This is a genomic window from Enterobacter sp. NFIX58 (assembly GCF_900110475.1).
GTDB classification, from domain to species: Bacteria; Pseudomonadota; Gammaproteobacteria; order Enterobacterales; family Enterobacteriaceae; genus Enterobacter; species Enterobacter quasiroggenkampii.
Window position 1 is genome coordinate 660,296 of sequence record NZ_FODW01000002.1, and the last position, 26,141, is coordinate 686,436.

Consider the following 26,141-nt stretch of genomic DNA (forward strand, 5'->3'; position numbering starts at 1 on the left):
TAGCCACAACTGTGGCCTGGAGCACTTTCCTAAAGAATTTTTTCAAATCCAGCTACGAAGGCTCTAAGTCTTCACAGTATATTTGAAAAAGAACTTTATGGGAAAGTGGTTGCGGGGGCCGGATTTGAACCGACGACCTTCGGGTTATGAGCCCGACGAGCTACCAGGCTGCTCCACCCCGCGCCTGAAACGTGGCAAATTCTACGCGTTTTGGACAGAATTTGCAAATAATGCTGGGATTTGGTACCGAAGACGGGACGTAAAATCGGCGTTTAGTATATTGATAGTTGACCCCACCTGTCAAGGCGACTTCCGCCAGATCGATCAGACCAAAATTTTTACAAAAAACGCACGAGTCTCTTCCGGTCTTCGCCAAAAGATGATTAAATGAATACTCACTTATTTTGCATAAAAATGCACAAGAGAGCGAAAGCGGTCTCTAATCAGTCAATCAAGCAGGGTTTTATTCTATGACGACGATTCTCAAGCATCTTCCGGTAGGACAACGTATTGGCATCGCTTTCTCAGGTGGCCTGGATACCAGCGCTGCACTGCTGTGGATGCGCCAGAAGGGAGCGGTTCCGTATGCCTATACTGCGAACCTGGGTCAGCCGGATGAGGACGATTATGATGCTATTCCTCGTCGCGCGAAAGAGTATGGTGCAGAGAACGCGCGCCTGATTGACTGCCGTAAGCAACTGGTCGCGGAAGGTATCGCGGCGATTCAGTGTGGTGCATTCCATAACACCACCGGCGGCCTGACCTATTTCAACACCACTCCGCTGGGCCGTGCGGTGACCGGCACCATGCTGGTTGCCGCCATGAAAGAAGACGGCGTTAACATCTGGGGTGACGGCAGCACCTATAAAGGAAACGATATCGAACGTTTCTATCGTTATGGCCTGCTGACCAACGCCGAACTGCAGATTTACAAACCGTGGCTGGATACCGACTTCATCGACGAGCTGGGTGGTCGTCATGAGATGTCCGAGTTTATGATCGCCTGCGGTTTTGACTATAAGATGTCAGTCGAGAAAGCTTACTCCACCGACTCCAACATGCTGGGTGCGACGCACGAAGCGAAAGACCTGGAATTCCTGAACTCCAGCGTGAAGATCGTTAACCCTATCATGGGCGTGAAGTTCTGGGACGAGAACGTGAAGATCCCGGCAGAAGAAGTGACCGTACGTTTCGAACGCGGTCATCCGGTTGCGCTGAACGGCAAAACCTTCTCTGACGATGTGGAGCTGATGCTGGAAGCAAACCGCATCGGCGGTCGTCATGGTCTGGGCATGAGCGATCAGATTGAAAACCGTATCATCGAAGCGAAAAGCCGTGGTATCTATGAAGCCCCGGGGATGGCGCTGCTGCACATCGCTTACGAGCGTTTGCTGACCGGCATTCACAACGAAGACACCATTGAGCAGTATCACTCTCACGGCCGTCAGCTGGGCAAACTGCTGTATCAGGGCCGCTGGTTCGATCCGCAGGCGCTGATGCTGCGTGATGCGCTGCAGCGTTGGGTGGCGAGTGCAATCACCGGTGAAGTAACCCTGGAACTGCGTCGCGGTAACGACTACTCCATTCTGAACACCGTGTCTGACAACCTGACCTATAAAGCAGAGCGTCTGACCATGGAGAAAGGTGAATCTGTGTTCTCACCGGACGATCGTATTGGCCAGCTGACCATGCGTAACCTGGACATCACCGATACCCGTGAAAAGCTGTTCAACTATGTTGAGAACGGTTTGCTGTCAGCCAGTTCAGGTAACGGCCTGCCGCAGGTTGAAAACCTGGAGCACAGCGATAAGAAATAATCGCTGATGTAGCATGCAAAAGGCGTCCTGGGGACGCCTTTTTTATTTGGCCTTTCGTAGGGCGGGTAAGCGCAGCGCCACCCGCCATTTTGCCCGGTGGCGCTGCGCTTACCGGGCCTACGAAAAACTACACATAATTTACAGACGAAAAAAAAGACGTCTTTCGACGTCTTTCTTCTGGAATATTGGTACCGAGGATGGGACTCGAACCCACAAGCCCGTTAGGGCACTACCACCTCAAGGTAGCGTGTCTACCAATTCCACCACCTCGGTACAGAATACTTAGTGCGGGATATCGCTGGTTGGCTTAGCCGGTGCAGCTGGCTGAGTCTGCTCAGTTTTCGCTGGCGCGCTCAGGTTTTCCCACTCGCTTCCTTTGCTGGTCTTGTTGCTGTTGATATTGCCAAGCACCAGGCTGATGATGAAGAACAGCGTAGCCAGAATCGCCGTAGTGCGGGTCATGAAGTTCGCAGAACCACTTGAACCAAACAGCGTACCGGAAGCGCCTGCTCCGAAGGAGGCTCCCATATCAGCGCCTTTACCTTGCTGCAGCATAATCAGCGCTACGAGAGCGATGGCTACAATAAGGAAAACAACTAAAAGAGCTTCGTACATAATCAACCTGTTCCTTGCGGATTTGCCGCATACCAATGCTTCGACCAATTAGCAGGATTTTTGTTTCCCACTGAAGCGGGTGTGAATACTAACCAAAGCGAATCACCTTCGCAAGGGCATTTTCGACGCATTGTATCAACTGCGGAAAAAAACAGCAAAAAGCCATTAATTGCTTAAAACAAAGGCGGCAAACGCCGCCTTTTTAAACATTTAGCGTGCAAGATTATGCAGCTTTTACGGCATCCGCAATACGGTGCGCAAATTCGGTTACCTGCGCTTCGTCTTCGCCTTCCACCATTACGCGGATCAGCGGTTCGGTACCAGACTTACGCAGCAGCACGCGTCCACGGCTGCCGAGGGCCGCTTCAACATCCGCCATCACCGCTTTCACGTTCTCATTTTCCAGCGGGTCGCCTTTGCCGGCAGTAAAACGTACGTTGACCAGAATCTGTGGGAACATTTTCATGCCGCTGCACAGGTCGTGCAGGCTCATATGGTTGCGCGCCATTGCGGCAACCACCTGCAGCGCGGCCACAATTCCGTCACCGGTGGTGGTTTTGTCGAGCAGGATCACGTGACCTGAGTTCTCCGCGCCGATACGCCAGCCCTTCTCCTGCAATTTTTCCAGCACATAGCGGTCACCCACTTTCGCGCGAACGAACGGAATACCGATCTGTTTCAGCGCCAGTTCCAGGCCCATGTTACTCATCAGCGTTCCGACCGCACCGCCGCGCAACTGACCCTGACGCAGACCTTCACGCGCAATAATGTAGAGGATCTGGTCGCCGTCGACCTTGTTACCTTCGTGATCAACCATGATCACGCGGTCACCGTCGCCGTCCAGCGCAATGCCCAGATCGGCTTTTTCTGCCAGAACGCGCGCCTGCAGGGCACGAACGTCCGTCGCACCGACCTGCTCGTTGATGTTCAGACCATCCGGCTCACAGCCAATGGCGATCACTTTCGCACCGAGCTCGCGGAAGACATTCGGGGCAATGTGGTAGGTCGCGCCATTTGCGCAGTCCACCACAATTTTGAGGTGCGCCAGGCTCAGCTCATTCGGGAAGGTGCCTTTACAGAATTCGATATAGCGACCCGCCGCATCAACGATACGGTTCGCTTTACCCAGCTCTGCGGAATCAACACAGGTGATCTCTTTTTCCATTTCAGCTTCAATGGCTTCTTCCACCTCATCCGGCAGCTTGGTGCCATCAATAGAGAAGAATTTAATGCCGTTATCGTAGAACGGGTTGTGAGAGGCCGAGATAACAATCCCCGCTTCCGCACGGAAGGTGCGCGTCAGGTACGCGACCGCAGGCGTTGGCATTGGGCCTGTAAAAGAGGCGGACAGTCCAGCCGCCGCCAGACCCGCTTCCAGCGCGGATTCCAGCATATAGCCGGAAATACGGGTGTCTTTACCGATGATAATTTTACGTGAGCCATGACGCGCCAGAACCTTACCGGCAGCCCAGCCGAGCTTCAGGACAAAATCAGGGGTGATGGGAGCATCGCCTACGCGCCCACGGATACCGTCGGTACCAAAATATTTACGATTACTCATAGCGTTTGTTTTCCTTCGCTGCCAGTGTGGCTTCCACCACACGCATGGCTTCTACTGTTTCTTTGACGTCATGGACACGAATGATGTGCGCACCCTGCATCGCCGCAATCACCGCGCAGGCCAGGCTGCCGCTCAGGCGTTCGCTCGGGCCTACATTCAGCAACTGGCCAATCATCGATTTCCTCGACATCCCCACCAGCAGCGGCAGGCCAAAGTGATGAAATTCCGATAAGCGCGCAAGCAGCGCATAGTTGTGAGAGAGATTTTTACCGAAACCGAACCCCGGGTCGAGCAGCAATTTCTCTTTTGGGATACCTGCACGTTCACAACGTTCGATATGCTCAATAAAGAAGCGGTTTACATCGGCGAAGACATCGTCATACTTCGGCGCGTCCTGCATGGTTTTCGGCTGCCCCTGCATATGCATCAGGCAAACCGGCAGCCCGGTTTCCGCAGCCGCCTCAATCGCCCCCGGTTCGGTAAGTGAACGAATATCATTGATAATGTGAGCGCCCACTCTCGCCACTTCACGGATCACTTCCGGTTTGGAGGTATCAACGGAGATCCACACTTCAAACCGCTGCGCGATAGCTTCAACGACCGGCACCACGCGCGCCAGCTCTTCTTCCACAGACACGTCCGCCGCACCGGGACGCGTCGATTCGCCGCCAACGTCAATGATGGTGGCACCTGCATTGATCATTAAATTCGCGTGCTTAACCGCCTCGATAAGCGTGTTATGCGTGCCACCGTCAGAGAAGGAGTCAGGGGTAACATTCAGGATCCCCATCACATGGGGATGTGAAAGATCGAGATGCGAGTCCTGAGCGAATAATTTCATGGCGAAATCCCTGATATCTAAATGGTTAAACAGAAATGAAAAACCCCGGAGCAAGCTCCAGGGTTTGAGTTACAGACAAACGCTTCAACAGCAGTGACTTACTTATCGCCCAACTGTTCTGACATGGTGTTGCCCGGGTTTGGCGTACGCGGTTCATCAACCGGACGCGGCGCACGCGGGGTGCCATTGTTGTCAGAGTTATTGGAAGCGCCTGGGTCTTCCCAGCCTGCTGGCGGACGCACTTCGCGGCGCGCCATCAGGTCGTCAATCTGCGGTGCATCGATGGTCTCATATTTCATGAGCGCATCTTTCATGGAATGCAGAATGTCCATGTTGTCATTCAGGATCTGACGCGCGCGACCGTAGTTACGTTCAATCAGCGCTTTCACTTCCTGGTCGATGATACGAGCCGTTTCATCGGACATATGTTTCGCTTTTGCCACGGAGCGGCCCAGGAACACTTCGCCCTCTTCCTCTGCATAGAGCAGCGGACCGAGTTTGTCGGAGAAGCCCCACTGAGTCACCATGTTACGCGCCAGGTTTGTCGCCACTTTAATGTCGTTCGACGCACCGGTAGAAACATGTTCCGGACCGTAGATAATCTCTTCGGCCAGACGACCGCCGTACAGGGTTGAGATCTGGCTTTCCAGCTTCTGACGGCTGGCGCTGATTGCGTCGCCTTCAGGCAGGAAGAAGGTCACACCCAGCGCACGACCGCGCGGAATAATCGTCACTTTATGCACCGGATCGTGTTCCGGCACCAGACGACCAATAATCGCGTGACCGGCTTCGTGGTAAGCCGTGGACTCTTTCTGCGCTTCCGTCATCACCATGGAACGACGTTCCGCACCCATCATGATCTTGTCTTTCGCTTTCTCGAACTCCACCATCGACACGACGCGCTTGTTACCGCGAGCGGCAAACAGTGCAGCTTCGTTGACCAGGTTAGCGAGATCCGCACCGGAGAAGCCCGGAGTACCGCGCGCAATGATTGCCGCGTCGATGTCGGGTGCCAGCGGTACGCGACGCATGTGAACTTTCAGAATCTGTTCACGACCGCGAACATCCGGCAGACCGACAACAACCTGACGGTCGAAACGGCCTGGGCGCAGCAGCGCCGGGTCAAGAACGTCCGGACGGTTAGTCGCCGCGATAACGATGATACCTTCGTTACCTTCGAAGCCGTCCATCTCAACCAGCATCTGGTTCAGCGTCTGTTCACGTTCATCGTGACCACCACCCAGGCCTGCGCCACGCTGGCGGCCTACGGCGTCGATTTCATCGATGAAGATAATGCACGGTGCTGCCTTCTTGGCCTGCTCGAACATGTCACGCACACGAGATGCACCAACACCCACGAACATTTCGACGAAGTCAGAACCTGAAATAGTAAAGAACGGCACCTTCGCTTCACCCGCGATGGCTTTCGCCAGCAGGGTTTTACCGGTACCCGGAGGGCCAACCATCAGCACGCCTTTCGGGATTTTACCGCCCAGTTTCTGGAAACGGCTCGGTTCACGCAGGTATTCAACCAGTTCACCGACCTCTTCTTTCGCTTCGTCACACCCGGCAACGTCCGCAAAAGTGGTCTTGATCTGATCTTCCGTCAACATACGCGCCTTGCTCTTACCGAACGACATGGCACCTTTGCCACCGCCGCCCTGCATCTGGCGCATAAAGAAGATCCAGACGCCGATAAGAAGCAGCATCGGGAACCAGGAAATGAAGATAGTAGCCAGCAGGCTTTGTTCTTCTGGCGGTTCACCTACCACCTTGACGTTTTTAGTCAGAAGGTTATCAAGCAGCTTAGGATCGTTCACCGGGATGTAAGTCGTGTAACGGTTACTATCTTTCTTGGTAACGTTGATCTCACGTCCGTTGATACGCGCTTCGCGAACCTGGTCCTGATTGACCTCCTGCAGGAAGGTAGAATAATCCACCTTGCGGCCATTCGACTCGCTGGGCCCAAAGCTCTGGAATACTGACATCAGCACAACGGCAATGACCAGCCAGAGTATTAGGTTTTTCGCCATGTCACTCAAGGGATTAACCTCATATTACAACTGTGTTAAAAACAGCGTCAGGATACTCTATATCCAGTTTCATTCAAACTTTCGTCTGAAATCTCCCGGTTATCATTTTCGCCCGGTCGCTACAATATACACTTCACGGGAACGGGCCCGGGAAGAGTCCGGCTTACGAACTTTGACCTTCGCAAACAGGGAGCGAATTTCCTTAAGATACTCCTCGAAACCTTCGCCCTGAAACACCTTCACAACAAAACTACCACCAGGCGCTAGTACATCACGACACATTTCTAACGCTAGCTCCACCAGATACATGGCGCGGGGGATATCCACCGCCGGTGTTCCGCACATATTTGGTGCCATATCTGACATGACAACCTGGACCTTACTGTCACCTACACGATCAAGTAACGCTTTCAGCACTAATTCATCACGAAAGTCGCCCTGAAGGAAGTCGACACCGACGATGGGATCCATTGGTAAAAGATCGCACGCGATGATTCGGCCCGTTCCGCCGATCTGCGTTACCGCATACTGAGACCATCCGCCAGGTGCCGCACCGAGGTCAACAACCGTCATCCCCGGCTTAAAAAGTTTGTCACTTTGCTGTATTTCATCAAGTTTAAACCAGGCACGGGAACGCAACCCCTTTTTCTGTGCCTGTTGAACATATTTATCGCTAAAGTGTTCCTGGAGCCAGCGGCTGGAGCTGGCAGAACGCTTTTTACCTGTCATTTAACATTTCCGTCCTGGTTCATCGTTGCTTGCCTGTGACGTAAATTTCTACGCAGCTATTTGGCGATATAAGGGAGATGGCGGTAGAATGAACCGTTTTCAATCCCAACGTAAGCAAAAATATACGATGAATCTGAGTACTAAACAAAAACAGCACCTTAAAGGTCTGGCACATCCGCTCAAGCCTGTAGTGATGCTTGGCAACAATGGTTTGACCGAAGGGGTGCTTGCCGAGATTGAACAAGCGCTGGAACACCACGAGCTGATCAAGGTGAAAATCGCCTCTGAAGACAGAGACACTAAAAACCTGATCGTGGAAGCCATCGTGCGCGAAACCGGCGCCTGTAATGTACAGGTCATCGGTAAAACGCTGGTGCTCTACCGCCCGTCTAAAGAGCGTAAAATCTCGCTGCCACGTTAAGGATATCCTGAGTTAAACACATTTTCTGTGTGAAACGAGGGATTTCTGTCAGCAGGCGAGCAAAATGCCATGCTCCTTGAGTTGATAAAAGGCCGCTACGCGGCCTTTTTCTTTTCTTTACAATGTATCAACATCTTAGTAGAGAAGCGAATTACAGGTATTCAACCTTAATAATTTCGTATTCTACTTCACCGCCAGGGGTGCGGATGGTGACAACATCGTCCTGCTCTTTGCCAATCAGGCCGCGAGCAATCGGCGAGTTCACCGAAATCAGGTTCTGTTTGAAGTCAGCTTCATCATCACCCACGATGCGATAGGTCTGCTCTTCGTCGTTGTCCAGGTTCAGCACGGTAACGGTAGAACCAAAGATCACACGGCCATTATTCGGCATCTTAGTGATATCGATAACCTGTGCATTGGACAGTTTTGCTTCGATATCTTTAATACGCCCTTCACAGAAGCCCTGCTGCTCACGCGCGGCGTGGTATTCAGCATTCTCTTTCAGGTCGCCATGCTCGCGCGCATCCGCGATAGCGGCGATGATTTCAGGACGACGCACGGATTTCAGGAAATCCAGCTCTTCGCGCAGTTTTTCGGCACCACGTAAGGTCATCGGAATAGCTTGCATTTGTTATACCTCTTAAACATTCCTGTTGGGAGCAGTGTTCCCTGCTCCTGCCCCCCTTTAAGCGGGCAAGAAGCAAAAAGAAAACCGACCCGGGAGCGATGCCCCAGGTCAGCAGCAATTTTTCAATTTGATACGCATTTTACCGCGAAGTTCACTATGGGTCATCGTTTACTTTGCAGTGCCATGCACCGTAGTATGACGGTTTGTTTTCGGGTTGTTAGCGCGAGATTATGCGATTTTCCAGTTTTATCATCGGATTGACTACCAGTATAACGTTCACCGCTCAGGCCGCGAATGTTGATGAGTACATTAATCAGCTTCCCGCAGGCGCGAACCTCGCCCTGATGGTGCAGAAGGTTGGCGCACAGGCTCCCGAGATTGACTATCACAGTCAACAGATGGCGCTGCCTGCCAGTACCCAAAAGGTGATCACCGCCCTCGCCGCCCTGCTCCAGCTCGGGCCTGACTTCCGTTTTACTACCACCCTTGAAACCAAAGGTAACGTCGAGGGTGGCGAACTAAAAGGCGATCTTATCGCCCGTTTTGGCGGCGATCCGACCTTTAAACGCCAGGATATCCGCAATATGGTTGCGGTGCTGAAAAAAACCGGCGTGCAGAAAATTGACGGCAATGTGCTGATCGATACCTCCATCTTTGCCAGCCACGATAAAGCCCCGGGCTGGCCGTGGAACGACATGACGCAGTGCTTTAGCGCCCCGCCCGCCGCCGCGATTGTTGACCGCAACTGTTTCTCGGTTTCGCTTTACAGTGCGCCAAAGCCGGATGATTTAGCGTTTATCCGCATAGCGTCCTACTACCCGGTCACCATGTTTAGCCAGGTTCGCACGCTGGCCAAGGGCTCTCCTGATGCCCAGTACTGCGAACTGGATGTGGTGCCAGGCGATCTTAACCGCTTCACGCTGACCGGCTGCCTGACGCAGCGCGCCGATCCGCTGCCGCTGGCCTTTGCGATACAGGATGGCGCAAGCTATGCAGGCGCCATTCTGAAAGATGAGCTGAAACAAGCGGGAATAACCTATTCCGGCACCCTGCTTCGTCAGACGCAGGTCAACCAGCCCGGCACGGTCATCGCCAGCAAACAGTCTGCGCCGTTGCACGATTTACTGCGAATAATGCTGAAAAAGTCGGACAACATGATTGCCGATACGGTGTTCCGCATGATTGGTCACGCCCGTTTCGGCGTGCCGGGAACCTGGCGCGCGGGTTCAGACGCGGTTCGGCAGATCCTGCGCCAGCAGGCGGGGATCGAACTGGGTAATACCATCGCCGTCGATGGCTCCGGACTATCGCGCCATAATTTGATCTCTCCGGCCACGATGATGCAGGTGCTTCAGTACATTGCACAACATGACACTGAGCTAAACTTTATTTCAATGCTGCCGCTGGCCGGGCATGACGGTTCACTGCAGTACCGCGCAGGGCTTCACGCCGCGGGCGTGGATGGCAAAGTCTCCGCGAAAACAGGCTCACTGCAGGGGGTTTATAACCTTGCAGGCTTCATCACTACCGCCAGCGGACAGCGCATGGCATTCGTGCAGTATCTTTCCGGCTATGCCGTCGAACCGACCGACCAGCGCAATCGTCGTATTCCACTGGTTCGCTTCGAAAGCAGGCTTTATAAGGACATCTACCAGAATAACTAGCGATGAAACTACTTATAGTTGAAGACGATCTGTTATTGCAGGAAGGGCTGGCGCTGGGGCTGGCCAATGAAGGGTATGCTCTCGACTGTGCAGGCACCGCAGCAGAGGCGGATGCCCTGATCCAGAGCGGCGAATACAGCCTGGTGATCCTCGATTTGGGCTTGCCGGATAAAGACGGCGCCACGCTGCTCAGCCAGTGGCGACGTCGCGGCATCGCCAACCCGGTATTGATCCTGACGGCACGTGATGCCATTGAAGACCGTATCACCGGCCTCGATGCAGGCGCAGACGATTACCTGGTGAAGCCTTTTGCGCTCGCGGAGCTGCAGGCTCGGGTGCGAGCGTTGATTCGCCGCTATCAGGGCCATAGTGATAACTTACTGACCGACGGCGATATTACGCTGAATTTGCAAACCCAGCAGGTGCTGCGTCAGGATCAGGCCGTAGAGGTGACGCCAAAAGAGTTCGCCTTGCTTACGCGTCTGATCATGCGCAGCGGGCAAACGGTACACCGAGAAACGCTCCAGCAGGATATCTACTCCTGGCAGGACGATCCCGGGTCAAATACCCTTGAGGTCCATATTCATAACCTGCGGCGTAAGCTCGGCAAAGACAGGATCAAAACCGTTCGCGGCGTCGGCTACCGTCTGGAGAGCCAGAAATGAACAGCATGCGTCGGCGTTTGATGGTGCTGCTGGCGGTCATTCTGTTATTTTTCCAGCTGATAAGCGTCATCTGGCTGTGGCATGAAAGCCGTGAACAGATTGGTTTTCTGGTCAACGAAACGCTGTCAGCGAAAGCGCGCAATAATCACGTTGAGAAAGAGATCCGCGAAGCGATTGCCTCGCTGCTGGTCCCTTCCCTGGTGATGGTCGGTTTTACCCTGTTCTTCTCCTTCTGGGCCGTCACCTGGATAACCCGGCCGCTGAATAAGCTCCGCGACAGCCTCGCTAACCGCTCAGCCGATAACTTAACCCCGCTTCCTATGTATTCCGACATGGAAGAAATTGGCGCGGTGACGACCTCCCTGAACCAGCTGCTGGCCCGGCTGGATAGCACCATTCAACAGGAGCGTCTCTTCACCGCAGACGCCGCACACGAACTGAGAACGCCTCTGGCCGGTATCCGGCTCCATCTGGAGCTGATGTCGCAGTCAGGTGCGCCTCAGGCCGCCACGCTGGTTAGCCGTATCGATCAGCTCATGCATACCGTCGAACAGCTGCTGATGCTGGCCCGTGCCGGACAGGCAATGGCGAGCGGCCACTACGAAACCGTGAGCTGGACGGAAAATATCATCGAACCTCTCGGCCTTGGGCATGAAGCCAAAGAGCATACGGTGATTTGGCCCGCTAAAAGCGCGCTCACGGTTCAGGGAGACGCCGTTCTCCTGCGCCTGATGCTGCGCAACCTGCTGGAGAATGCCGGGCGCTACAGCCCGACAGGGACAACGATTACAGTGACATTAACCGAGGTCGACGGCGGGACGCAGATCAGCGTTATCGATCAGGGCCCGGGGATTGATGAAGCGCACCGGCAGTCCATTACCGAGCCATTCCGCCGTCTTGACCAGCGCTACGGAGGCAGCGGTCTGGGCCTGAGCATCGTACAGCGCATCCTCCAGCTCCACCACGGCAGGCTGACGCTTGAGAATGGCGCTGAAGGCGGTTTAATCGCCAGCTGTTGGCTGCCCGCAACGCTGGAATAAAAAAGCCCCCATAACGGGGGCTTTGAGCAGCAATTAGTGCTTGTAGATGAACTCGACGCCTTCTTCGTCGTCTTCATCCCAGTCATCGTCCCAGTCTTCATCGTCTTCTTCCGCTTCCAGCTCTTCGAGCTGCTGGCGGTGGTAGTCATCCCACATGAATTCGACTTTTTCAGGCTGTTTGACTTCTTCCGCCTGAACAATTGGGTTCTCAATGATGAAGGTCATCACATCCCAGCACAGATCTTTCACGCCAACCTGGCTTGCCGCAGAGATCAGGTAGTACTTATCTTCCCAACCCATCGCTTCAGCAATGGCTTTCGCTTTTGCTTCCGCTTCGGCTTTGTCCATCAGGTCGATCTTGTTGAAGACCAGCCAGCGTGGTTTGTTCGCCAGTTTTTCGCTGTATTTTTCCAGCTCGCCAACGATAATGCGGGCGTTTTCAACCGGATCGGAACCGTCGATAGGATCGATATCGATAAGGTGCAGCAGCACGCGGCAGCGCTCAAGGTGTTTCAGGAAGCGAATACCCAGACCCGCCCCTTCCGCGGCGCCTTCAATCAGACCCGGAATATCGGCAACCACAAAGCTCTTCTCGTTATCCATACGGACAACGCCCAGGCTTGGTACCAGCGTGGTAAACGGATAGTCCGCCACTTTTGGCTTGGCTGCAGAGACGGCGCGAATAAACGTCGATTTACCCGCGTTTGGCATACCCAGCATACCCACGTCAGCCAGAAGCATCAGCTCCAGCTGCAGGTCGCGCTTATCGCCCGGCGTACCCATCGTTTTCTGACGCGGCGTACGGTTAACGGAAGATTTGAAACGGCTGTTACCCAGACCGTGCCAGCCGCCTTTCGCCACCATCAGGCGCTGACCGTGTTTGGTCATGTCACCCATGGTTTCACCCGTCCCCTGGTCAATCACACGCGTACCGACCGGCACTTTAATGGTGACGTCTTTACCGCGTTTCCCGGTACAGTCACGGCTCTGGCCGTTCTGACCACGTTCAGCGCGGAAGGATTTTTCGAAACGGTAGTCGATCAGCGTGTTGAGGTTCTCATCCGCCTCCAGCCACACGTCACCACCATCCCCACCGTCGCCGCCATCAGGACCGCCACGAGGGATATACTTTTCACGGCGGAAGCTCACGCAACCGTTGCCGCCATCACCAGCCACGACCAGGATCGTCGCTTCATCAACAAACTTCATTTTACTCTCCGTAACTCATTCGCCTGAGCGGGGGACTACTACAACCGCTTCATTTTTGCGCCAACGTCCCCAGAGACGATGACCAATGGCGGAATACATCGCGCCCGCAACCACGACAAACGCACCGAGATAACCCAACAGGTTGAGCATCGGTCTGACGAAGACATCGGGCCAGGCCATTGATAACAAATCTGAAAATAACAGCGTAAACAGCGGGGTAAGCGTGATCAACGCGCTCACCTGTGCTGCCTGCCAGCGCGCCATCGCTTCGGCCAGCGCGCCATAACCGACCAGCGTGTTCAGCCCACAAAAAATGAGGCACGCCAGTTGCCAGTCGCTAAGCTGGGTAATTACGCCCGGCTTCGCTAATGGCAGCAATGCTATTGTACACAAAGTGTACAGCAAAAAGAGGATCTGCTGTGAGGCAAGCCGACGCAATAACACCTTTTGCGCGACGCCATAGCTCACCCAGACCGTTGCTGCCCCCACACCGAAAATGACACCCCATGTGTAATCCGTCAGGCGGGTAAAAATCTCGATCAGACTGGTGTTGAAGAACATCACCAGACCGCACAACAGCATGCTCGCCCCGATAATCTGCGTACCGCGCATCTTCTCCTTGAGGATAAAGACGCTGGCGACCATCATGCCCACCGGCGAAAGCTGACCAATCACCTGCGACGCCGTGGGGCTGAGATATTGCAGGGAAGAGCTGAACAGGATGAAGTTACCAAACAGACCGCCCGTCGCGATAGCCAGCAGCACCAGCCAGCGCGGTTTACGGAAGAGCCGCAAGGGTGGAAGCTTACCTTTGACGGCCAGAATCGCCCCAAGGCCGATGCTTGCCATCAGAAAGCGATAAAAGACCACCGTAGGCGGCTCCATCACTTCCAGTACCTGCTTCATTGCAATTGGCAGCGCACCCCAGCACATTGCGGTTGTGAGCGCCAAAAGAATTCCTATGCCGGCCTGCTGCTTCATGCCCGTTTTCCCTACAGAAAAAATTACCGGGTTTCCAATGTAAAAAGCCCCGCAACAGGGTGCGGGGCTTTAATCCGTTACCGGACCGAGAAAACCTTACTCAGCAACGATGCTGATGTATTTACGGTTGTTCGGGCCTTTAACTTCAAATTTCACTTTACCGTCTGCTTTAGCAAACAGAGTGTGGTCACGACCGCAACCTACGTTGTTGCCAGCGTGGAATTTGGTGCCACGTTGACGAACGATGATGCTACCCGCCAGAACGGATTCGCCACCGAAACGCTTAACGCCCAGGCGTTTAGCTTCTGAATCGCGACCGTTACGTGTGGAGCCGCCAGCCTTTTTATGTGCCATTTAAATCTCTCCTCAGGTCTTAGGCGCTGATGCCAGTAATTTTCACATCAGTGAACCACTGACGGTGGCCCTGCTGCTTACGGTAGTGCTTACGACGACGAAACTTAACGATTTTAACTTTCTCGCCACGACCGTGTGCAACAACTTCAGCTTTGATAACGCCGCCATCAACGAAAGGAACGCCGATTTTGACTTCTTCACCGTTTGCGATCATCAGAACTTCTGCGAACTCAACAGATTCGCCAGTTGCGATGTCCAGCTTTTCCAGGCGAACGGTCTGACCTTCGCTTACTCGGTGTTGTTTACCACCACTTTGGAAAACCGCGTACATATAAACTCCGCTTCCGCGCACGTCCTCGTATGAATCAGAGTGCGCTATAAATATTCACAATAGGGCGCGAATATTACGCAAAACGCGAGCCTTTGACAAGTGCTACCGTCAATACATGAAGAAAAAAAACACAACACGTACGGTAACGTTTATCTGAGCCGTTTTTTCAGTACAATCAGCACTACTATTGATAAACCGAAACCCTTCGTTACCCCATTGAAGATGGGATCAACAGGATAAAAAGCCCGGCTTTTGCGATGAATTTAGAAAAAATCAACGAGTTAACCGCGCAAGATATGGCGGGTGTGAATGCAGCAATCCTGGAGCAACTCAACTCTGACGTTCAGCTGATCAATCAGTTGGGCTATTACATTGTCAGCGGCGGCGGTAAACGCATTCGTCCGATGATTGCCATTCTGGCTGCCAGAGCCGTTGGTTATCAGGGAAATGCTCACATCACTATCGCAGCGCTCATCGAATTTATCCACACGGCGACGCTTCTGCACGACGATGTGGTGGATGAATCGGATATGCGTCGTGGCAAAGCCACGGCTAACGCCGCGTTCGGGAACGCCGCCAGCGTCCTGGTGGGGGATTTTATCTATACCCGCGCCTTCCAGATGATGACCAGCCTGGGTTCCCTGAAAGTGCTGGAAGTAATGTCTGAAGCCGTTAACGTCATCGCTGAAGGCGAAGTGCTGCAGCTGATGAACGTCAACGACCCGGACATCACCGAAGAAAACTACATGCGCGTCATCTACAGCAAAACCGCGCGTCTGTTTGAAGCGGCGGCCCAGTGTTCCGGCATTTTGGCTGGCTGTACCGAAGCACAGGAAAAAGGCCTGCAGGACTATGGCCGCTATCTGGGCACAGCCTTCCAGCTGATTGACGATCTGCTGGACTACAGTGCGGACGGCGATACGCTCGGCAAAAACGTTGGCGATGACCTGAACGAAGGCAAACCGACCCTGCCGCTGCTCCACGCCATGCGTAACGGAACGGCCGAACAGGCGAAAATGATCCGTGAAGCGATTGAGCAGGGAAATGGCCGCCATCTTCTGGAACCTGTGCTGGAAACCATGGCGATCTGCGGCTCGCTGGAATGGACGCGTCAGCGTGCGGAAGAAGAAGCCGACAAAGCCATCGAAGCACTCCAGGTCATTCCCGACAGCCCATGGCGCGAGGCACTGATTGGCCTTGCCCACATCGCCGTTCAGCGCGACCGTTAATCTTGCTTTCTCTCCCCGCGTTCCTGGCGGGGAGATTCCAGTACACACCCGTAAATTCCGCATTCACGTAAATTCATCGGTTTAGAGACCGCATGAATAAAGCCGTGTCTTATTCTGAATATTCCTTCAAGTAACGCGAACTTTTTAGAACAAGAGTTCGAAATGGGTATAGTAAACCCGTCGTTTCAGAAGAAACGGCGTAGGTGAATCCGAACTTAAGGACGGCGTTATGGATACGAAATTTATCGACTGGCACACGGCTGATATTATTGCCGCACTGCGCAAAAGAGGCACTTCACTGGCAGCAGAGTCCCGCCGCCATGGACTGAGTTCTTCAACTCTGGCAAACGCCCTCACCCGCCCCTGGCCAAAAGGAGAATTAATTATCGCGACGGCGCTGGATACGCATCCGTGGGTGATTTGGCCTTCGCGCTACCACGATCCCGTTACCCATGAATTTATCGACAGATCGCGCATGATTCGCCAGAGAAAAGTAAAAAAAGAAACGCAGGAATAACGCGTTTTTTGACAGGAACAGCAACCCCCCGGTCATGTCTGGCAGGGGGCTGCCGGAACGATTACTCGCCCTTCACACGCTCGATATTGGCACCCAGCGCGCGCAGTTTATCTTCGATACGCTCATAGCCACGATCGATGTGATAAATACGATCCACGATCGTTGTACCTTCCGCGATACAACCCGCCAACACCAGGCTGGCAGACGCACGCAGATCGGTTGCCATCACCTGAGCGCCGGACAGTGTCTCAACGCCATGGCAAATCACGGTATTACTTTCGATCTCAGCACGTGCACCCATGCGGATCAGCTCCGGTACGTGCATAAAGCGGTTCTCGAAAATGGTTTCAGTGATGAAGCCAGTCCCTTCGGCGACCAGGTTCAACAAGGTGAACTGCGCCTGCATGTCCGTTGGGAACGCCGGGTGTGGCGCCGTACGCACATTGACCGCTTTTGGACGCTGTCCATGCATATCGAGGCTGATCCAGTCTTCACCGATTTCGATATCCGCTCCGGCATCACGCAGTTTCGCCAGCACCGCATCCAGCGTATCAGGCTGTGCGTTGCGACAAACAATCTTCCCGCCAGAGATCGCGGCAGCGACCAGGAAGGTACCAGTTTCGATACGGTCCGGCAGTACGCGATAGACACCCCCGCCCAGACGTTCAACGCCTTCGATGGTGATACGGTCGGTACCCTGACCGGAGATCTTCGCACCCAGCGCCACGAGGAAGTTGGCGGTATCCACAATTTCCGGTTCGCGCGCGGCGTTTTCGATGATAGTGGTCCCTTCTGCCAGCGTTGCCGCAGACATAATGGTTACCGTTGCGCCTACGCTCACTTTGTCCATAACAATGTGCGCGCCTTTCAGACGACCATTGACGGACGCTTTAACGTAGCCTTCTTCCAGCTTGATCTCTGCGCCCAGTTTTTCCAGACCAAAGATGTGCAGGTCAACCGGACGCGCACCGATGGCGCAGCCACCCGGCAGCGAAACCTGACCCTGACCGAAACGCGCCACCAGCGGGCCAAGCGCCCAGATGGAAGCACGCATGGTTTTCACCAGATCGTAAGGCGCAGAGAAGTTGTTCACCTTGCTGGCATCGATCCAGACGGAACCGTTACGCTCGACTTTCGTGCCCAACTGGGTGAGCAGCTTCATGGTGGTGTCGATATCTTTCAGCTTCGGTACGTTCTGAATCTCTACCGGCTCTTCCGCGAGCAGCGCAGCAAAGAGGATGGGCAGCGCGGCGTTTTTCGCGCCAGAAATTGTGACTTCGCCCTGGAGACGCGTTGGCCCCTGTACACGAAATTTATCCATTATGTGCTCTCTTATAAATTCAACCGTGCTGCGGGCCTGTCGCCCTCAGCTCAAAAACCGTTTAGTTTGCGATCGCGTGCCCACTCTTGCGGGGTGAACGCTTTAATCGACAGGGCGTGGATGCGGTTATCCGCAATATATTCCATCAGCGGCGCGTACACAGCCTGCTGTTTCTTCACACGGCTCATACCGTCGAACATCTCACCCACAGCAATAACCTGGAAGTGACTGCCATCGCCAGTGACGTGGGCTTCCTGAAGGGAGAGTGCATTCATCAGCACTGTCTGGATTTCATGATTTTCCATGGGTTCTTAATCATCTGATAGTGAAAACAAGCCCAACATCTTAGAGCAAAGTGGCGTCGTCTTAAACAAGCAAAAAGCCCCGACGATGAAACTGTCAGGGCTTTCGGAAGTAACGCACTGAAAATATTAACGAGGCAATACTTCCTGAGGGAGATTGTAGAGCTGCGCAAGGGTCACGACATTCTCGCTCGCGCCCCGAAGCGTGACGCTCGCCCCTTGCTTTTTCCCTACTGCAACCAGATGGGCAAGCAGCGCAACGCCTGCCGTATCCACCCGCGTGACGTCAGTTAAGTCAATGAACGTCACGCCCTGCATGGCCTCATGGCGTTTATCCCATAAGGGGTTCAGCAGATCCTGATCCAGCTCACCGGACAGCTTTAATGTCTCGCCTTCACGCGACCAGCTGAGTTGCTGTGACATTACTTCTTCTCGTCCAGCGTGATTTTCTGACGAGCAATGGACTGCAGCTGCGCGGTCAGGCCATCAATTCCCTTGGTGCGCAGCAGGTCACTCCACTCGTTCTGTTTGGTGGTGATCATGCTTACGCCTTCGGCGATCATGTCATACGCCTGCCAGTGGCCGGTCTGGCTGTTTTTACGCCACTGGAAATCCAGACGCACCGGCGGACGGCCGTTAGGATCGTTGATCGTTACGCGAATAGGGACGATGGTCGCATCACCCAGCGGCTGCTCAGGGGCGATCTGATAGGTCTGACCGTGGTACATCGCCAGCGCCTGACCATAAGCCTGCTTCAGGTATTCACGGAAAGCGGCAAAATAGGCCTCACGCTGCGCCGGGGTCGCGTCTTTGTAATAGCGGCCCAGCACCAGCGCTCCCGCATATTTGATCTGCACATACGGCAGCAGCTCCTGGTCAACCACGTCACGCAGGTAATCAGGATTAGCACGAATCTTAGGCTGCTCGTTTTTAAGACGATCGAAGGTTTTCTTCGCGGCCTCGTCCATCAGTTTGTACGGGTTACTCTGATCCGCCGCGTGCACCGCGGTGAGAGGGGCGATGACCAGCATGGCAACCATTAACAGTCGTTTAAACATGAATGACTTCTCCTGATATTAATTCGCAGCACCTGGGGTCGGCGCGGCATTGGTATGGTCTTCACTCTGCGCAGGGGCATTGTCAGACTTTTTATCATCCCCTTTACTGTTGTAAAGGAACTGACCAATCATATCTTCCAGCACCATGGCGGACTTGGTGTCCTGGATCACGCTCCCGTCCTTAAGGATAGTCGTTCCCAGCTCGGGGTCTTCAAAACCGACGTTAAGCGCCAGATATTGTTCGCCCAGCAGACCGGAAGTCCGGATAGACAGGGAGCTGGTGTCCGGAATGTGGTTGTAACGCTCTTCGATATCCATCGCGACGCGCGGCAGATAGGTCTTCTCATCCAGCGTAATGTCAGATACGCGGCCGATCACCACGCCGCCAATACGGACCGGTGAACGCGCCTTCAGCCCGCCGATGTTATCGAAGGTGGCATAGATGCGGTACGTCGGCTCGGTGCGTACAGACGTGATATCTGCCGCTCTCAGGCAGATAAACAGCGCGGCCAGCAGCGCCAGCAGCAGGAATACACCGACCCAAATTTCATTTTTTCTCGTTTGCATGAACTCAATTCCCAAACATCAGTGCGGTGAGCACAAAATCCAGACCCAGTACGGCCAGCGACGAATGAACGACTGTACGTGTAGTAGCGCGGCTAATGCCCGCCGACGTCGGAATCGCATCGTAACCATTAAACAATGCAATCCAGGTAACCGTAATGGCAAATACCACGCTCTTAATCAGGCAGTTAACCAGATCCATTCGCAGGTCAATGGCGTCCTGCATGGCAGACCAGAAGAAACCGGCGTCAATGCCTTTCCAGTGCACGCCAACCAGCGAACCGCCCCAGATACCCACGGCGACAAACAGTATCGTCAGCAGCGGTAAAGAGATGACCCCCGCCCAGAAACGCGGCGAGATCACGCGACGCAGCGGATCGACCGCCATCATCTCCATGCTGGAGAGCTGCTCAGTCGCGCGCATCAGGCCAATTTCAGCGGTTAAGGCTGACCCCGCGCGCCCTGCGAACAACAGCGCCGCCACAACGGGCCCCAGTTCACGCAGCAGCGAGAGCGCCACCAGCATCCCGAGGCTGGTTTCCGCACTGTAGGTTGTCAGCACCAGGTAGCCCTGCAGACCCAGCACCATCCCGATAAACAGACCGGAGACAATGATGATGAGCATCGACAGCACGCCGACATTATAAAGCTGCCGCACCAATAGCGGCGCGTGCTTACGGAATTCCGGCTTGCCGACCAGCGCGTTGAATAACATCAATCCGGCACGCCCGAACGTCCTGATGGTTTTTATGCCACGGTGTCCGAGAGCGGCCAACGCATTTAACAGCATGAGTGGCTTAACTCCCTATTCCCAGTAAATCGTCACGATAGTCGCCCGCCGGGTAGCGGAACGGCACAGGGCCATCGGCAATACCGTCAAGGAACTGCCGCACGCGTGGATCGCAATTTTCCTGCAGCGCCTGGGCGCTACCGTGTGCGACGATCTTTTTGTCCGCTACGATGTAGGCGTAATCGGCAATGCTCAGCACTTCAGGTACATCGTGAGACACTACAACGCAGGTGACGCCAAGCGCGCTATTCAGTTCAGAGATGAGCTTCACCAGCACGCCCATCGTGATAGGATCCTGCCCGACAAACGGTTCGTCGAACATGATTAAATCAGGTTCTAGTGCGATGGCGCGCGCCAGCGCGGCACGACGCGCCATCCCGCCGGACAGCTCCGAAGGCATCAGTTTCGCGGCGCCCCGCAGCCCGACGGCTTCAAGCTTCATCATCACCGTGCTTTTCAGCAGCGCAGGCGGCAGGCTGGTATGCTCGCGCAGCGGATAGGCCACGTTATCAAAGACGTTCATGTCGGTGAACAAGGCCCCCGACTGAAAGAGCATGCTCATGCGTTTGCGAACAGTATACAGGCGCGAGCGTGACATCTCCGGGATGTTTTCGCCATCAAAGAGGATCTCACCGCTATCCGGTGGGATCTGCCCGCCAATAAGGCGAAGCAGGGTCGTTTTACCGATCCCGGACGGCCCCATGATGGCAGTGATCTTGCCACGCGGCACGGTCAACGAAATATCATCAAATATCAATCTGTTGGCGCGAGAAAAACTCACCCCGCGGACATCGACTAAATTCGCCATAGTTTGGCTCATTTATGGTTCCTTTCTTATCCTGCTCACGTTAAGGCATGTAGCCTGAATCAGCCCTAAACTCAGCATTTTTACAGAATAATAACCGTAGAGGTTAGCGAAAGCTGGCATTTGTTTTACTTTTCCGGCGCATAAAGTCAAAATTAGGAATTCGTTACGCCTCAGACTGTATGCAGTCCAGCCATTCCCGAGCAATGGACCGACGAGTATACCTGAAGAAAGGACTTTTGATGCTTTTAGCAACAGCACTGTTAATAATTGGTTTACTGTTGGTGGTCTACAGTGCTGACCGTTTAGTGTTTGCTGCATCTATCCTGTGTCGCCTGAGTGGCGTACCGCCTGTCGTCATCGGGATGACCGTGGTCAGCGTAGGAACGTCACTTCCTGAAATCATCGTCTCTGTCTCGGCATCGCTGCATGGCCAGGTAGACCTGGCAGTCGGCACCGCGATTGGCTCTAACATCGTCAATATTTTATTGATTTTGGGCCTGGCCGCGCTGTTCCATCCATTTCGCGTGCATTCTGATGTTCTGCGCCGTGAATTGCCGCTAATGTTACTCGTAAGCCTGCTGGCAGGGTGCGTATTTTACGATGGCGTACTGAGCTACAGCGACGGCATTTTCTTGCTGGCGCTGGCCGTTATTTGGCTGCTGTATAGTGTTAAAATCGCCCGTCAGGCTGAAAAGCAGGGTCAGGATAGCCTCACGCGTGAGCAGGTCGCCGAGCTTCCACGAGAAGGCACGCTGCCTGTTGCCCTGCTCTGGCTGGGCGTCGCGCTGATCATCATGCCGATGGCAACGCGCATGGTCGTGGATAACGCGACGGTGCTGGCGAACTATTTTGCCATCAGCGAGCTGACCATTGGCCTGACGGTGATTGCCATCGGCACCAGCCTGCCGGAGCTGGCCACCGCCATTGCGGGGGCCCGTAAAGGTGAGGATGACATTGCCATTGGTAATATCATCGGCTCTAACATTTTTAATATCGCCATTGTGATGGGCCTGCCAGCCCTGATTTCGCCAGGGCCCTTTAATCCCCTGGCGTTCTCACGTGATTACGGCGTGATGTTGCTGGTCAGCGTGATTTTTGCCCTGCTCTGCTGGCGGCGGCAACGACAGATCGGTAAAGGCGCAGGCGCGCTGCTGACGGGTGGATTTATCGTATGGATGGCGATGCTGTACTGGCTCTCGCCTCTTCTCTCTGGGTAAACGGAAACGCATTATGTCGCAAATAGAATTGCAGCCGGGTTTTGACTTTCAGAAAGCAGGTAAAGACGTTCTGGAGATTGAACGTGAAGGTCTGGCGCAGTTAGATCAGTACATAAATCAGGATTTTAGTCTGGCATGTGAGAAGATATTCTACTGTGCCGGCAAAGTCGTGGTGATGGGGATGGGCAAGTCCGGCCACATTGGACGCAAAATGGCGGCAACCTTTGCCAGTACCGGCACCTCGTCCTTCTTTGTCCACCCGGGGGAAGCCGCGCACGGGGACCTGGGTATGGTCACGCCGCAGGATATCGTCATCGCGCTCTCCAACTCCGGTGAGTCCAATGAAATCCTGGCGCTGATCCCGGTACTGAAGCGACTGCAGGTGCCGCTGATTTGCATGACCAGCCGTCCGGAAAGCAGCATGGCGCGCGCCGCCGATATTCACCTGTGCGTGAAGGTTCCCAAGGAGGCCTGTCCACTCGGCCTGGCGCCGACCTCCAGCACCACCGCGGCACTGGTTATGGGCGATGCGCTTGCCGTGGCGCTGCTTGAAGCCCGTGGCTTTACGCCGGAAGATTTCGCGCTGTCCCACCCGGGCGGCGCGCTCGGGCGCAAGCTCCTGCTGCGGGTAAACGATATTATGCACACCGGGGATGAGATCCCTCACGTCAGTAAAGAAGCCTCCCTGCGTGATGCGCTGCTGGAAATCACCCGCAAGAATCTGGGGATGACGGTCGTGTGCGACGATCTGATGAAAATTCAGGGGATCTTCACCGATGGCGACCTGCGTCGCGTGTTCGATATGGGTGTCGATGTCCGCACGCTCGGTATTGCCGATGTGATGACGCCCGGCGGCATCCGCGTCCGTCCGGGTACGCTGGCCGTGGACGTGCTGAACCTGATGCAGTCCCGCCATATCACCTCCGTTATGGTTGCCGATGGCGACCAGTTGCTGGGTGTGGTACATATGCATGATCTGCTGCGCGCAGGCGTAGTGTAATGAAGGATAAGACAATGAGTAATGCGGGTGCATCCCTTGCAACCTGTTATGGGCCGGTCAGTACACAGATGATGGCAAAGGCGGAAAACATTCGTCTGCTGATCCTGGATGTGGATGGGGTCCTCTCCGACGGCCTGATTTACATGGGCAATAATGGTGAAGAGCTGAAGGCGTTTAACGTTCGCGATGGCTACGGTATCCGCTGTGCGCTCACCTCGGGAATTGAGGTGGCGATCATCACCGGGCGAAACGCTAAACTGGTAGAAGACCGCTGTGAAACCTTAGGTATTACCCATCTGTATCAGGGTCAATCCGATAAGATGGCGGCGTTCAATGATTTACTGGGTAAACTGGCTATCGCGCCGGAAAACGTGGCTTACGTCGGGGACGACCTGATTGACTGGCCCGTGATGGCTGAAGTTGGGCTGAGCATCGCCGTTGCCGATGCGCATCCGCTGCTGATTCCGCGTGCCGACTACGTTACCCACATCAACGGTGGCCGCGGCGCTGTCCGTGAAGTCTGCGATCTGCTTCTGCTGGCGCAGGGCAAGCTTGATGAGGCCAAAGGGCAATCGATATGAGTAAAACCAGACGTTGGATTATCATTTTGCTTTCGCTTGTCGCACTGGTATTGATTGGCGTGAACCTTGCCGATCGCGACGATACGCAAACGGAAGTGATCAACAATAACGATCCAACCTATAAAAGCGATCACAGCGACACCGTGGTCTACAGCCCGGAAGGCGCGCTGAACTATCGCCTGATTGCCCAGCATGTTGAATATTTTTCAGATGACGGTATTTCGTGGTTTACCCAGCCTGTCATGACCACCTTTGATAAGGACAAAGTGCCGACGTGGTCAATTAAGTCAGATCGGGCAAAACTGACAAATGACCGTATGCTTTATCTGTATGGTCACGTTGAAGTCAACGCCCTGACCGCCGACTCGCAACTGCGAAAAATTACGACGGATAATGCCCAGATCAACCTGGTAACCCAGGACGTGACGTCGCAGGATCTGGTCACACTGTATGGCACAACATTTAATTCCAGCGGTTTGAGAATGCGCGGGAACTTACGCAGCAAGAACGCCGAGCTGATTGAAAAGGTTAGAACCTCCTATGAAATTCAAAACAAACAAACTCAGCCTTAAAGTAATTATCGCCAGCGCGATGCTGGCGACCAGTCTCCCCGCGCTTGCTGTAACGGGCGATACCGACCAGCCGATCCATATCGAGTCCGACACCCAGTCTCTCGATATGCAGGGTAACGTCGTCACCTTCACGGGTAACGTCGTCATGACCCAGGGCACCATCAAAATCAACGCTGATAAAGTGGTCGTGACCCGTCCGGGTGGCGAGCAGGGCAAAGAGATTATCGATGGCTATGGTAATCCGGCGACCTTCTACCAGATGCAGGACAACGGCAAGCCGGTGAAAGGCCGCGCCACGCACATGCACTATGAGCTGGCGAAGGACCTGGTCATCCTGACCGGCAATGCCTATCTGGAACAGCTGGACAGCAACATTACCGGCGACCAGATTACCTATCTGGTTAAAGAGCAAAAAATGCAGGCCTCCAGCGAGAAAGGCAAACGCGTCACCACCGTTCTGGTTCCCTCGCAGCTGCAGGATAAAGGCAAGGGCCAGGCCCCGGCACAGAAGAAGAGTAACTAATTCGTTATGGCAACATTAACTGCAAAAAATCTCGCGAAGGCCTATAAGGGCCGCCGTGTCGTAGAAGATGTCAGTCTGACCGTTAACTCCGGCGAAATCGTGGGGCTGCTAGGCCCGAACGGTGCGGGTAAAACGACAACCTTCTACATGGTCGTGGGTATTGTGCCGCGCGATGCCGGCAACATTATCATTGACGATGAAGACATCAGCCTTCTGCCGCTCCACGCGCGCGCGCGTCGCGGGATCGGCTATCTACCGCAAGAAGCCTCCATTTTCCGTCGTCTCAGCGTTTACGACAACCTGATGGCGGTCCTGCAAATTCGTAACGATCTGACCAACGAACAGCGTCAGGATCGTGCCAACGAGCTGATGGAAGAGTTCCACATCGAGCATCTGCGCGACAGCCTCGGTCAGGCACTCTCCGGGGGCGAACGCCGTCGTGTTGAGATTGCGCGTGCGCTGGCTGCAAACCCGAAATTTATCCTGCTGGATGAACCGTTTGCGGGCGTTGACCCGATCTCCGTTATCGACATCAAACGTATCATTGAACACCTGCGCGACAGCGGGCTTGGCGTACTGATCACCGACCACAACGTGCGTGAAACGCTGGCCGTGTGTGAACGCGCCTATATTGTGAGCCAGGGCAATCTGATCGCCCACGGTACGCCGCAGCAGATCCTCGAAGACGATCATGTTAAGCGCGTCTATCTTGGGGAAGACTTCAGACTCTGATAGGGTAGAGGTAACGTAACGCCGAACCGGAGAAAAAT

The 26,141-nt window shown here is 54.4% G+C and carries 30 protein-coding genes and 2 tRNA genes; 13 read left to right on the forward strand and 19 right to left on the reverse strand.

Annotated elements, in window-relative coordinates; all coding sequences use genetic code 11:
* Positions 1 to 106: 106 nt before the first annotated feature.
* Positions 107 to 183: transfer RNA gene (locus tag BMW97_RS12820), tRNA-Met, on the reverse strand.
* Between the two features lie 287 nt (positions 184 to 470).
* Here BMW97_RS12820 and argG point away from each other — a divergent pair.
* A complete protein-coding gene (argG, locus tag BMW97_RS12825; RefSeq protein WP_014833433.1) occupies positions 471 to 1,817 on the forward strand; it encodes an argininosuccinate synthase in 1,347 nt (448 codons plus the stop codon).
* A 186-nt stretch (positions 1,818 to 2,003) separates the two neighbouring features.
* Here the strand turns inward: argG and BMW97_RS12830 are convergent.
* The 6 genes from BMW97_RS12830 to rlmE form a co-directional block, all read right to left on the reverse strand.
* Positions 2,004 to 2,090, reverse strand: a tRNA-Leu gene (locus BMW97_RS12830).
* Between the two features lie 9 nt (positions 2,091 to 2,099).
* Complete coding sequence (gene secG / locus BMW97_RS12835) at positions 2,100 to 2,432, reverse strand: preprotein translocase subunit SecG (RefSeq protein ID WP_023309338.1); 333 nt, start codon at positions 2,430 to 2,432, stop codon at positions 2,100 to 2,102.
* 223 nt (positions 2,433 to 2,655) lie between these two features.
* On the reverse strand, positions 2,656 to 3,993 hold the full coding sequence (glmM, locus tag BMW97_RS12840) for a phosphoglucosamine mutase (protein WP_045910099.1): 1,338 nt from the start codon (positions 3,991 to 3,993) through the stop codon (positions 2,656 to 2,658).
* Positions 3,986 to 4,834, reverse strand: a complete 849-nt coding sequence (folP, locus tag BMW97_RS12845) for a dihydropteroate synthase (RefSeq protein ID WP_045910100.1) — start codon at positions 4,832 to 4,834, stop codon at positions 3,986 to 3,988. Before folP ends, glmM begins: the two co-directional genes overlap by 8 nt.
* 98 nt (positions 4,835 to 4,932) lie before the next feature.
* Complete coding sequence (gene ftsH, locus BMW97_RS12850; RefSeq protein ID WP_032622921.1) at positions 4,933 to 6,867, reverse strand: ATP-dependent zinc metalloprotease FtsH; 1,935 nt, start codon at positions 6,865 to 6,867, stop codon at positions 4,933 to 4,935.
* A 102-nt stretch (positions 6,868 to 6,969) separates the two neighbouring features.
* Positions 6,970 to 7,596, reverse strand: a complete 627-nt coding sequence (gene rlmE, locus BMW97_RS12855; RefSeq protein ID WP_003861812.1) for a 23S rRNA (uridine(2552)-2'-O)-methyltransferase RlmE — start codon at positions 7,594 to 7,596, stop codon at positions 6,970 to 6,972.
* Positions 7,597 to 7,723: 127 nt separating this feature from the next.
* Here rlmE and yhbY point away from each other — a divergent pair, with 127 nt between their 5' ends.
* A complete protein-coding gene (gene yhbY, locus BMW97_RS12860; RefSeq protein WP_003861814.1) occupies positions 7,724 to 8,017 on the forward strand; it encodes a ribosome assembly RNA-binding protein YhbY in 294 nt (97 codons plus the stop codon).
* A 151-nt stretch (positions 8,018 to 8,168) separates the two neighbouring features.
* Here the strand turns inward: yhbY and greA are convergent, their stop codons facing one another.
* Positions 8,169 to 8,645: a transcription elongation factor GreA gene (greA, locus tag BMW97_RS12865; RefSeq protein WP_014171793.1), complete on the reverse strand. Its 477-nt coding sequence runs from the start codon at positions 8,643 to 8,645 to the stop codon at positions 8,169 to 8,171.
* Positions 8,646 to 8,875: 230 nt separating this feature from the next.
* Between greA and dacB the strand changes: the two genes are divergently transcribed.
* The 3 genes from dacB to pmrB are packed head-to-tail and all read left to right on the forward strand — an operon-like array spanning position 8,876 to position 12,014.
* A complete protein-coding gene (gene dacB, locus BMW97_RS12870; protein WP_045910101.1) occupies positions 8,876 to 10,309 on the forward strand; it encodes a serine-type D-Ala-D-Ala carboxypeptidase in 1,434 nt (477 codons plus the stop codon).
* Positions 10,310 to 10,311: 2 nt separating this feature from the next.
* A complete protein-coding gene (gene pmrA, locus BMW97_RS12875; protein WP_024906362.1) occupies positions 10,312 to 10,974 on the forward strand; it encodes a two-component system response regulator PmrA in 663 nt (220 codons plus the stop codon).
* Positions 10,971 to 12,014 carry a two-component system sensor histidine kinase PmrB gene (gene pmrB, locus BMW97_RS12880; RefSeq protein WP_045910102.1) on the forward strand — a complete coding sequence of 348 codons (1,044 nt, stop codon included), beginning with the start codon at positions 10,971 to 10,973 and terminating at the stop codon, positions 12,012 to 12,014. The genes pmrA and pmrB overlap by 4 nt, the downstream gene beginning before the upstream one ends.
* Before the next feature lie 33 nt (positions 12,015 to 12,047).
* Here the strand turns inward: pmrB and cgtA are convergent, their stop codons facing one another.
* From cgtA to rplU, 4 genes are all read right to left on the reverse strand, one after another.
* Complete coding sequence (gene cgtA / locus BMW97_RS12885) at positions 12,048 to 13,223, reverse strand: Obg family GTPase CgtA (RefSeq protein WP_021242261.1); 1,176 nt, start codon at positions 13,221 to 13,223, stop codon at positions 12,048 to 12,050.
* Positions 13,224 to 13,238: 15 nt separating this feature from the next.
* On the reverse strand, positions 13,239 to 14,204 hold the full coding sequence (locus tag BMW97_RS12890) for a DMT family transporter (RefSeq protein ID WP_014833443.1): 966 nt from the start codon (positions 14,202 to 14,204) through the stop codon (positions 13,239 to 13,241).
* A 96-nt stretch (positions 14,205 to 14,300) separates the two neighbouring features.
* Positions 14,301 to 14,558, reverse strand: a complete 258-nt coding sequence (gene rpmA / locus BMW97_RS12895) for a 50S ribosomal protein L27 (protein ID WP_004385076.1) — start codon at positions 14,556 to 14,558, stop codon at positions 14,301 to 14,303.
* Between the two features lie 19 nt (positions 14,559 to 14,577).
* The gene (rplU, locus tag BMW97_RS12900; protein ID WP_003025032.1) at positions 14,578 to 14,889 is read right to left on the reverse strand and encodes a 50S ribosomal protein L21; all 312 of its coding nucleotides are present in this window, start codon (positions 14,887 to 14,889) and stop codon (positions 14,578 to 14,580) included.
* A 257-nt stretch (positions 14,890 to 15,146) separates the two neighbouring features.
* Between rplU and ispB the strand changes: the two genes are divergently transcribed.
* Entirely contained in the window at positions 15,147 to 16,118 is a 972-nt protein-coding gene (gene ispB, locus BMW97_RS12905; protein WP_045910103.1) for an octaprenyl diphosphate synthase, read from the forward strand.
* Positions 16,119 to 16,347: 229 nt separating this feature from the next.
* Positions 16,348 to 16,635: a DNA-binding transcriptional regulator SfsB gene (gene sfsB, locus BMW97_RS12910; protein WP_045910104.1), complete on the forward strand. Its 288-nt coding sequence runs from the start codon at positions 16,348 to 16,350 to the stop codon at positions 16,633 to 16,635.
* Positions 16,636 to 16,696: 61 nt separating this feature from the next.
* Here sfsB and murA read toward each other — a convergent pair whose 3' ends face one another.
* The 7 genes from murA to mlaF form a co-directional block, all read right to left on the reverse strand.
* Positions 16,697 to 17,956: a UDP-N-acetylglucosamine 1-carboxyvinyltransferase gene (murA, locus tag BMW97_RS12915; RefSeq protein WP_045910105.1), complete on the reverse strand. Its 1,260-nt coding sequence runs from the start codon at positions 17,954 to 17,956 to the stop codon at positions 16,697 to 16,699.
* Positions 17,957 to 18,006: 50 nt separating this feature from the next.
* Positions 18,007 to 18,261, reverse strand: coding sequence for a BolA family iron metabolism protein IbaG (gene ibaG, locus BMW97_RS12920; protein ID WP_008501458.1), 255 nt, complete (start codon positions 18,259 to 18,261; stop codon positions 18,007 to 18,009).
* 126 nt (positions 18,262 to 18,387) lie between these two features.
* Positions 18,388 to 18,681, reverse strand: coding sequence for a lipid asymmetry maintenance protein MlaB (gene mlaB / locus BMW97_RS12925; RefSeq protein ID WP_045910106.1), 294 nt, complete (start codon positions 18,679 to 18,681; stop codon positions 18,388 to 18,390).
* Positions 18,681 to 19,316, reverse strand: coding sequence for a phospholipid-binding protein MlaC (mlaC, locus tag BMW97_RS12930; protein ID WP_045910107.1), 636 nt, complete (start codon positions 19,314 to 19,316; stop codon positions 18,681 to 18,683). Before mlaC ends, mlaB begins: the two co-directional genes overlap by 1 nt.
* Before the next feature lie 18 nt (positions 19,317 to 19,334).
* Positions 19,335 to 19,883, reverse strand: coding sequence for an outer membrane lipid asymmetry maintenance protein MlaD (mlaD, locus tag BMW97_RS12935; protein ID WP_008501455.1), 549 nt, complete (start codon positions 19,881 to 19,883; stop codon positions 19,335 to 19,337).
* Positions 19,884 to 19,887: 4 nt separating this feature from the next.
* Complete coding sequence (gene mlaE / locus BMW97_RS12940) at positions 19,888 to 20,670, reverse strand: lipid asymmetry maintenance ABC transporter permease subunit MlaE (protein ID WP_010436044.1); 783 nt, start codon at positions 20,668 to 20,670, stop codon at positions 19,888 to 19,890.
* Between the two features lie 7 nt (positions 20,671 to 20,677).
* A complete protein-coding gene (gene mlaF / locus BMW97_RS12945; RefSeq protein ID WP_090392890.1) occupies positions 20,678 to 21,490 on the reverse strand; it encodes a phospholipid ABC transporter ATP-binding protein MlaF in 813 nt (270 codons plus the stop codon).
* A 227-nt stretch (positions 21,491 to 21,717) separates the two neighbouring features.
* On the opposite strand from mlaF, the gene BMW97_RS12950 reads away from it, so the two are divergent.
* From BMW97_RS12950 to lptB, 6 genes are read left to right on the forward strand one after another with little or no spacing between them, the layout of a single operon-like run.
* On the forward strand, positions 21,718 to 22,695 hold the full coding sequence (locus BMW97_RS12950; RefSeq protein WP_090392892.1) for a calcium/sodium antiporter: 978 nt from the start codon (positions 21,718 to 21,720) through the stop codon (positions 22,693 to 22,695).
* Positions 22,696 to 22,708: 13 nt separating this feature from the next.
* Positions 22,709 to 23,695, forward strand: coding sequence for an arabinose-5-phosphate isomerase KdsD (gene kdsD, locus BMW97_RS12955; protein WP_008501450.1), 987 nt, complete (start codon positions 22,709 to 22,711; stop codon positions 23,693 to 23,695).
* A gap of 14 nt (positions 23,696 to 23,709) precedes the next feature.
* A complete protein-coding gene (gene kdsC, locus BMW97_RS12960) occupies positions 23,710 to 24,276 on the forward strand; it encodes a 3-deoxy-manno-octulosonate-8-phosphatase KdsC (RefSeq protein ID WP_008501449.1) in 567 nt (188 codons plus the stop codon).
* Complete coding sequence (lptC, locus tag BMW97_RS12965) at positions 24,273 to 24,848, forward strand: LPS export ABC transporter periplasmic protein LptC (RefSeq protein ID WP_024906353.1); 576 nt, start codon at positions 24,273 to 24,275, stop codon at positions 24,846 to 24,848. Before kdsC ends, lptC begins: the two co-directional genes overlap by 4 nt.
* Complete coding sequence (lptA, locus tag BMW97_RS12970) at positions 24,817 to 25,371, forward strand: lipopolysaccharide ABC transporter substrate-binding protein LptA (protein ID WP_020883526.1); 555 nt, start codon at positions 24,817 to 24,819, stop codon at positions 25,369 to 25,371. Before lptC ends, lptA begins: the two co-directional genes overlap by 32 nt.
* 6 nt (positions 25,372 to 25,377) lie before the next feature.
* On the forward strand, positions 25,378 to 26,103 hold the full coding sequence (lptB, locus tag BMW97_RS12975) for an LPS export ABC transporter ATP-binding protein (protein WP_008501446.1): 726 nt from the start codon (positions 25,378 to 25,380) through the stop codon (positions 26,101 to 26,103).
* Positions 26,104 to 26,141 lie beyond the last annotated feature (38 nt).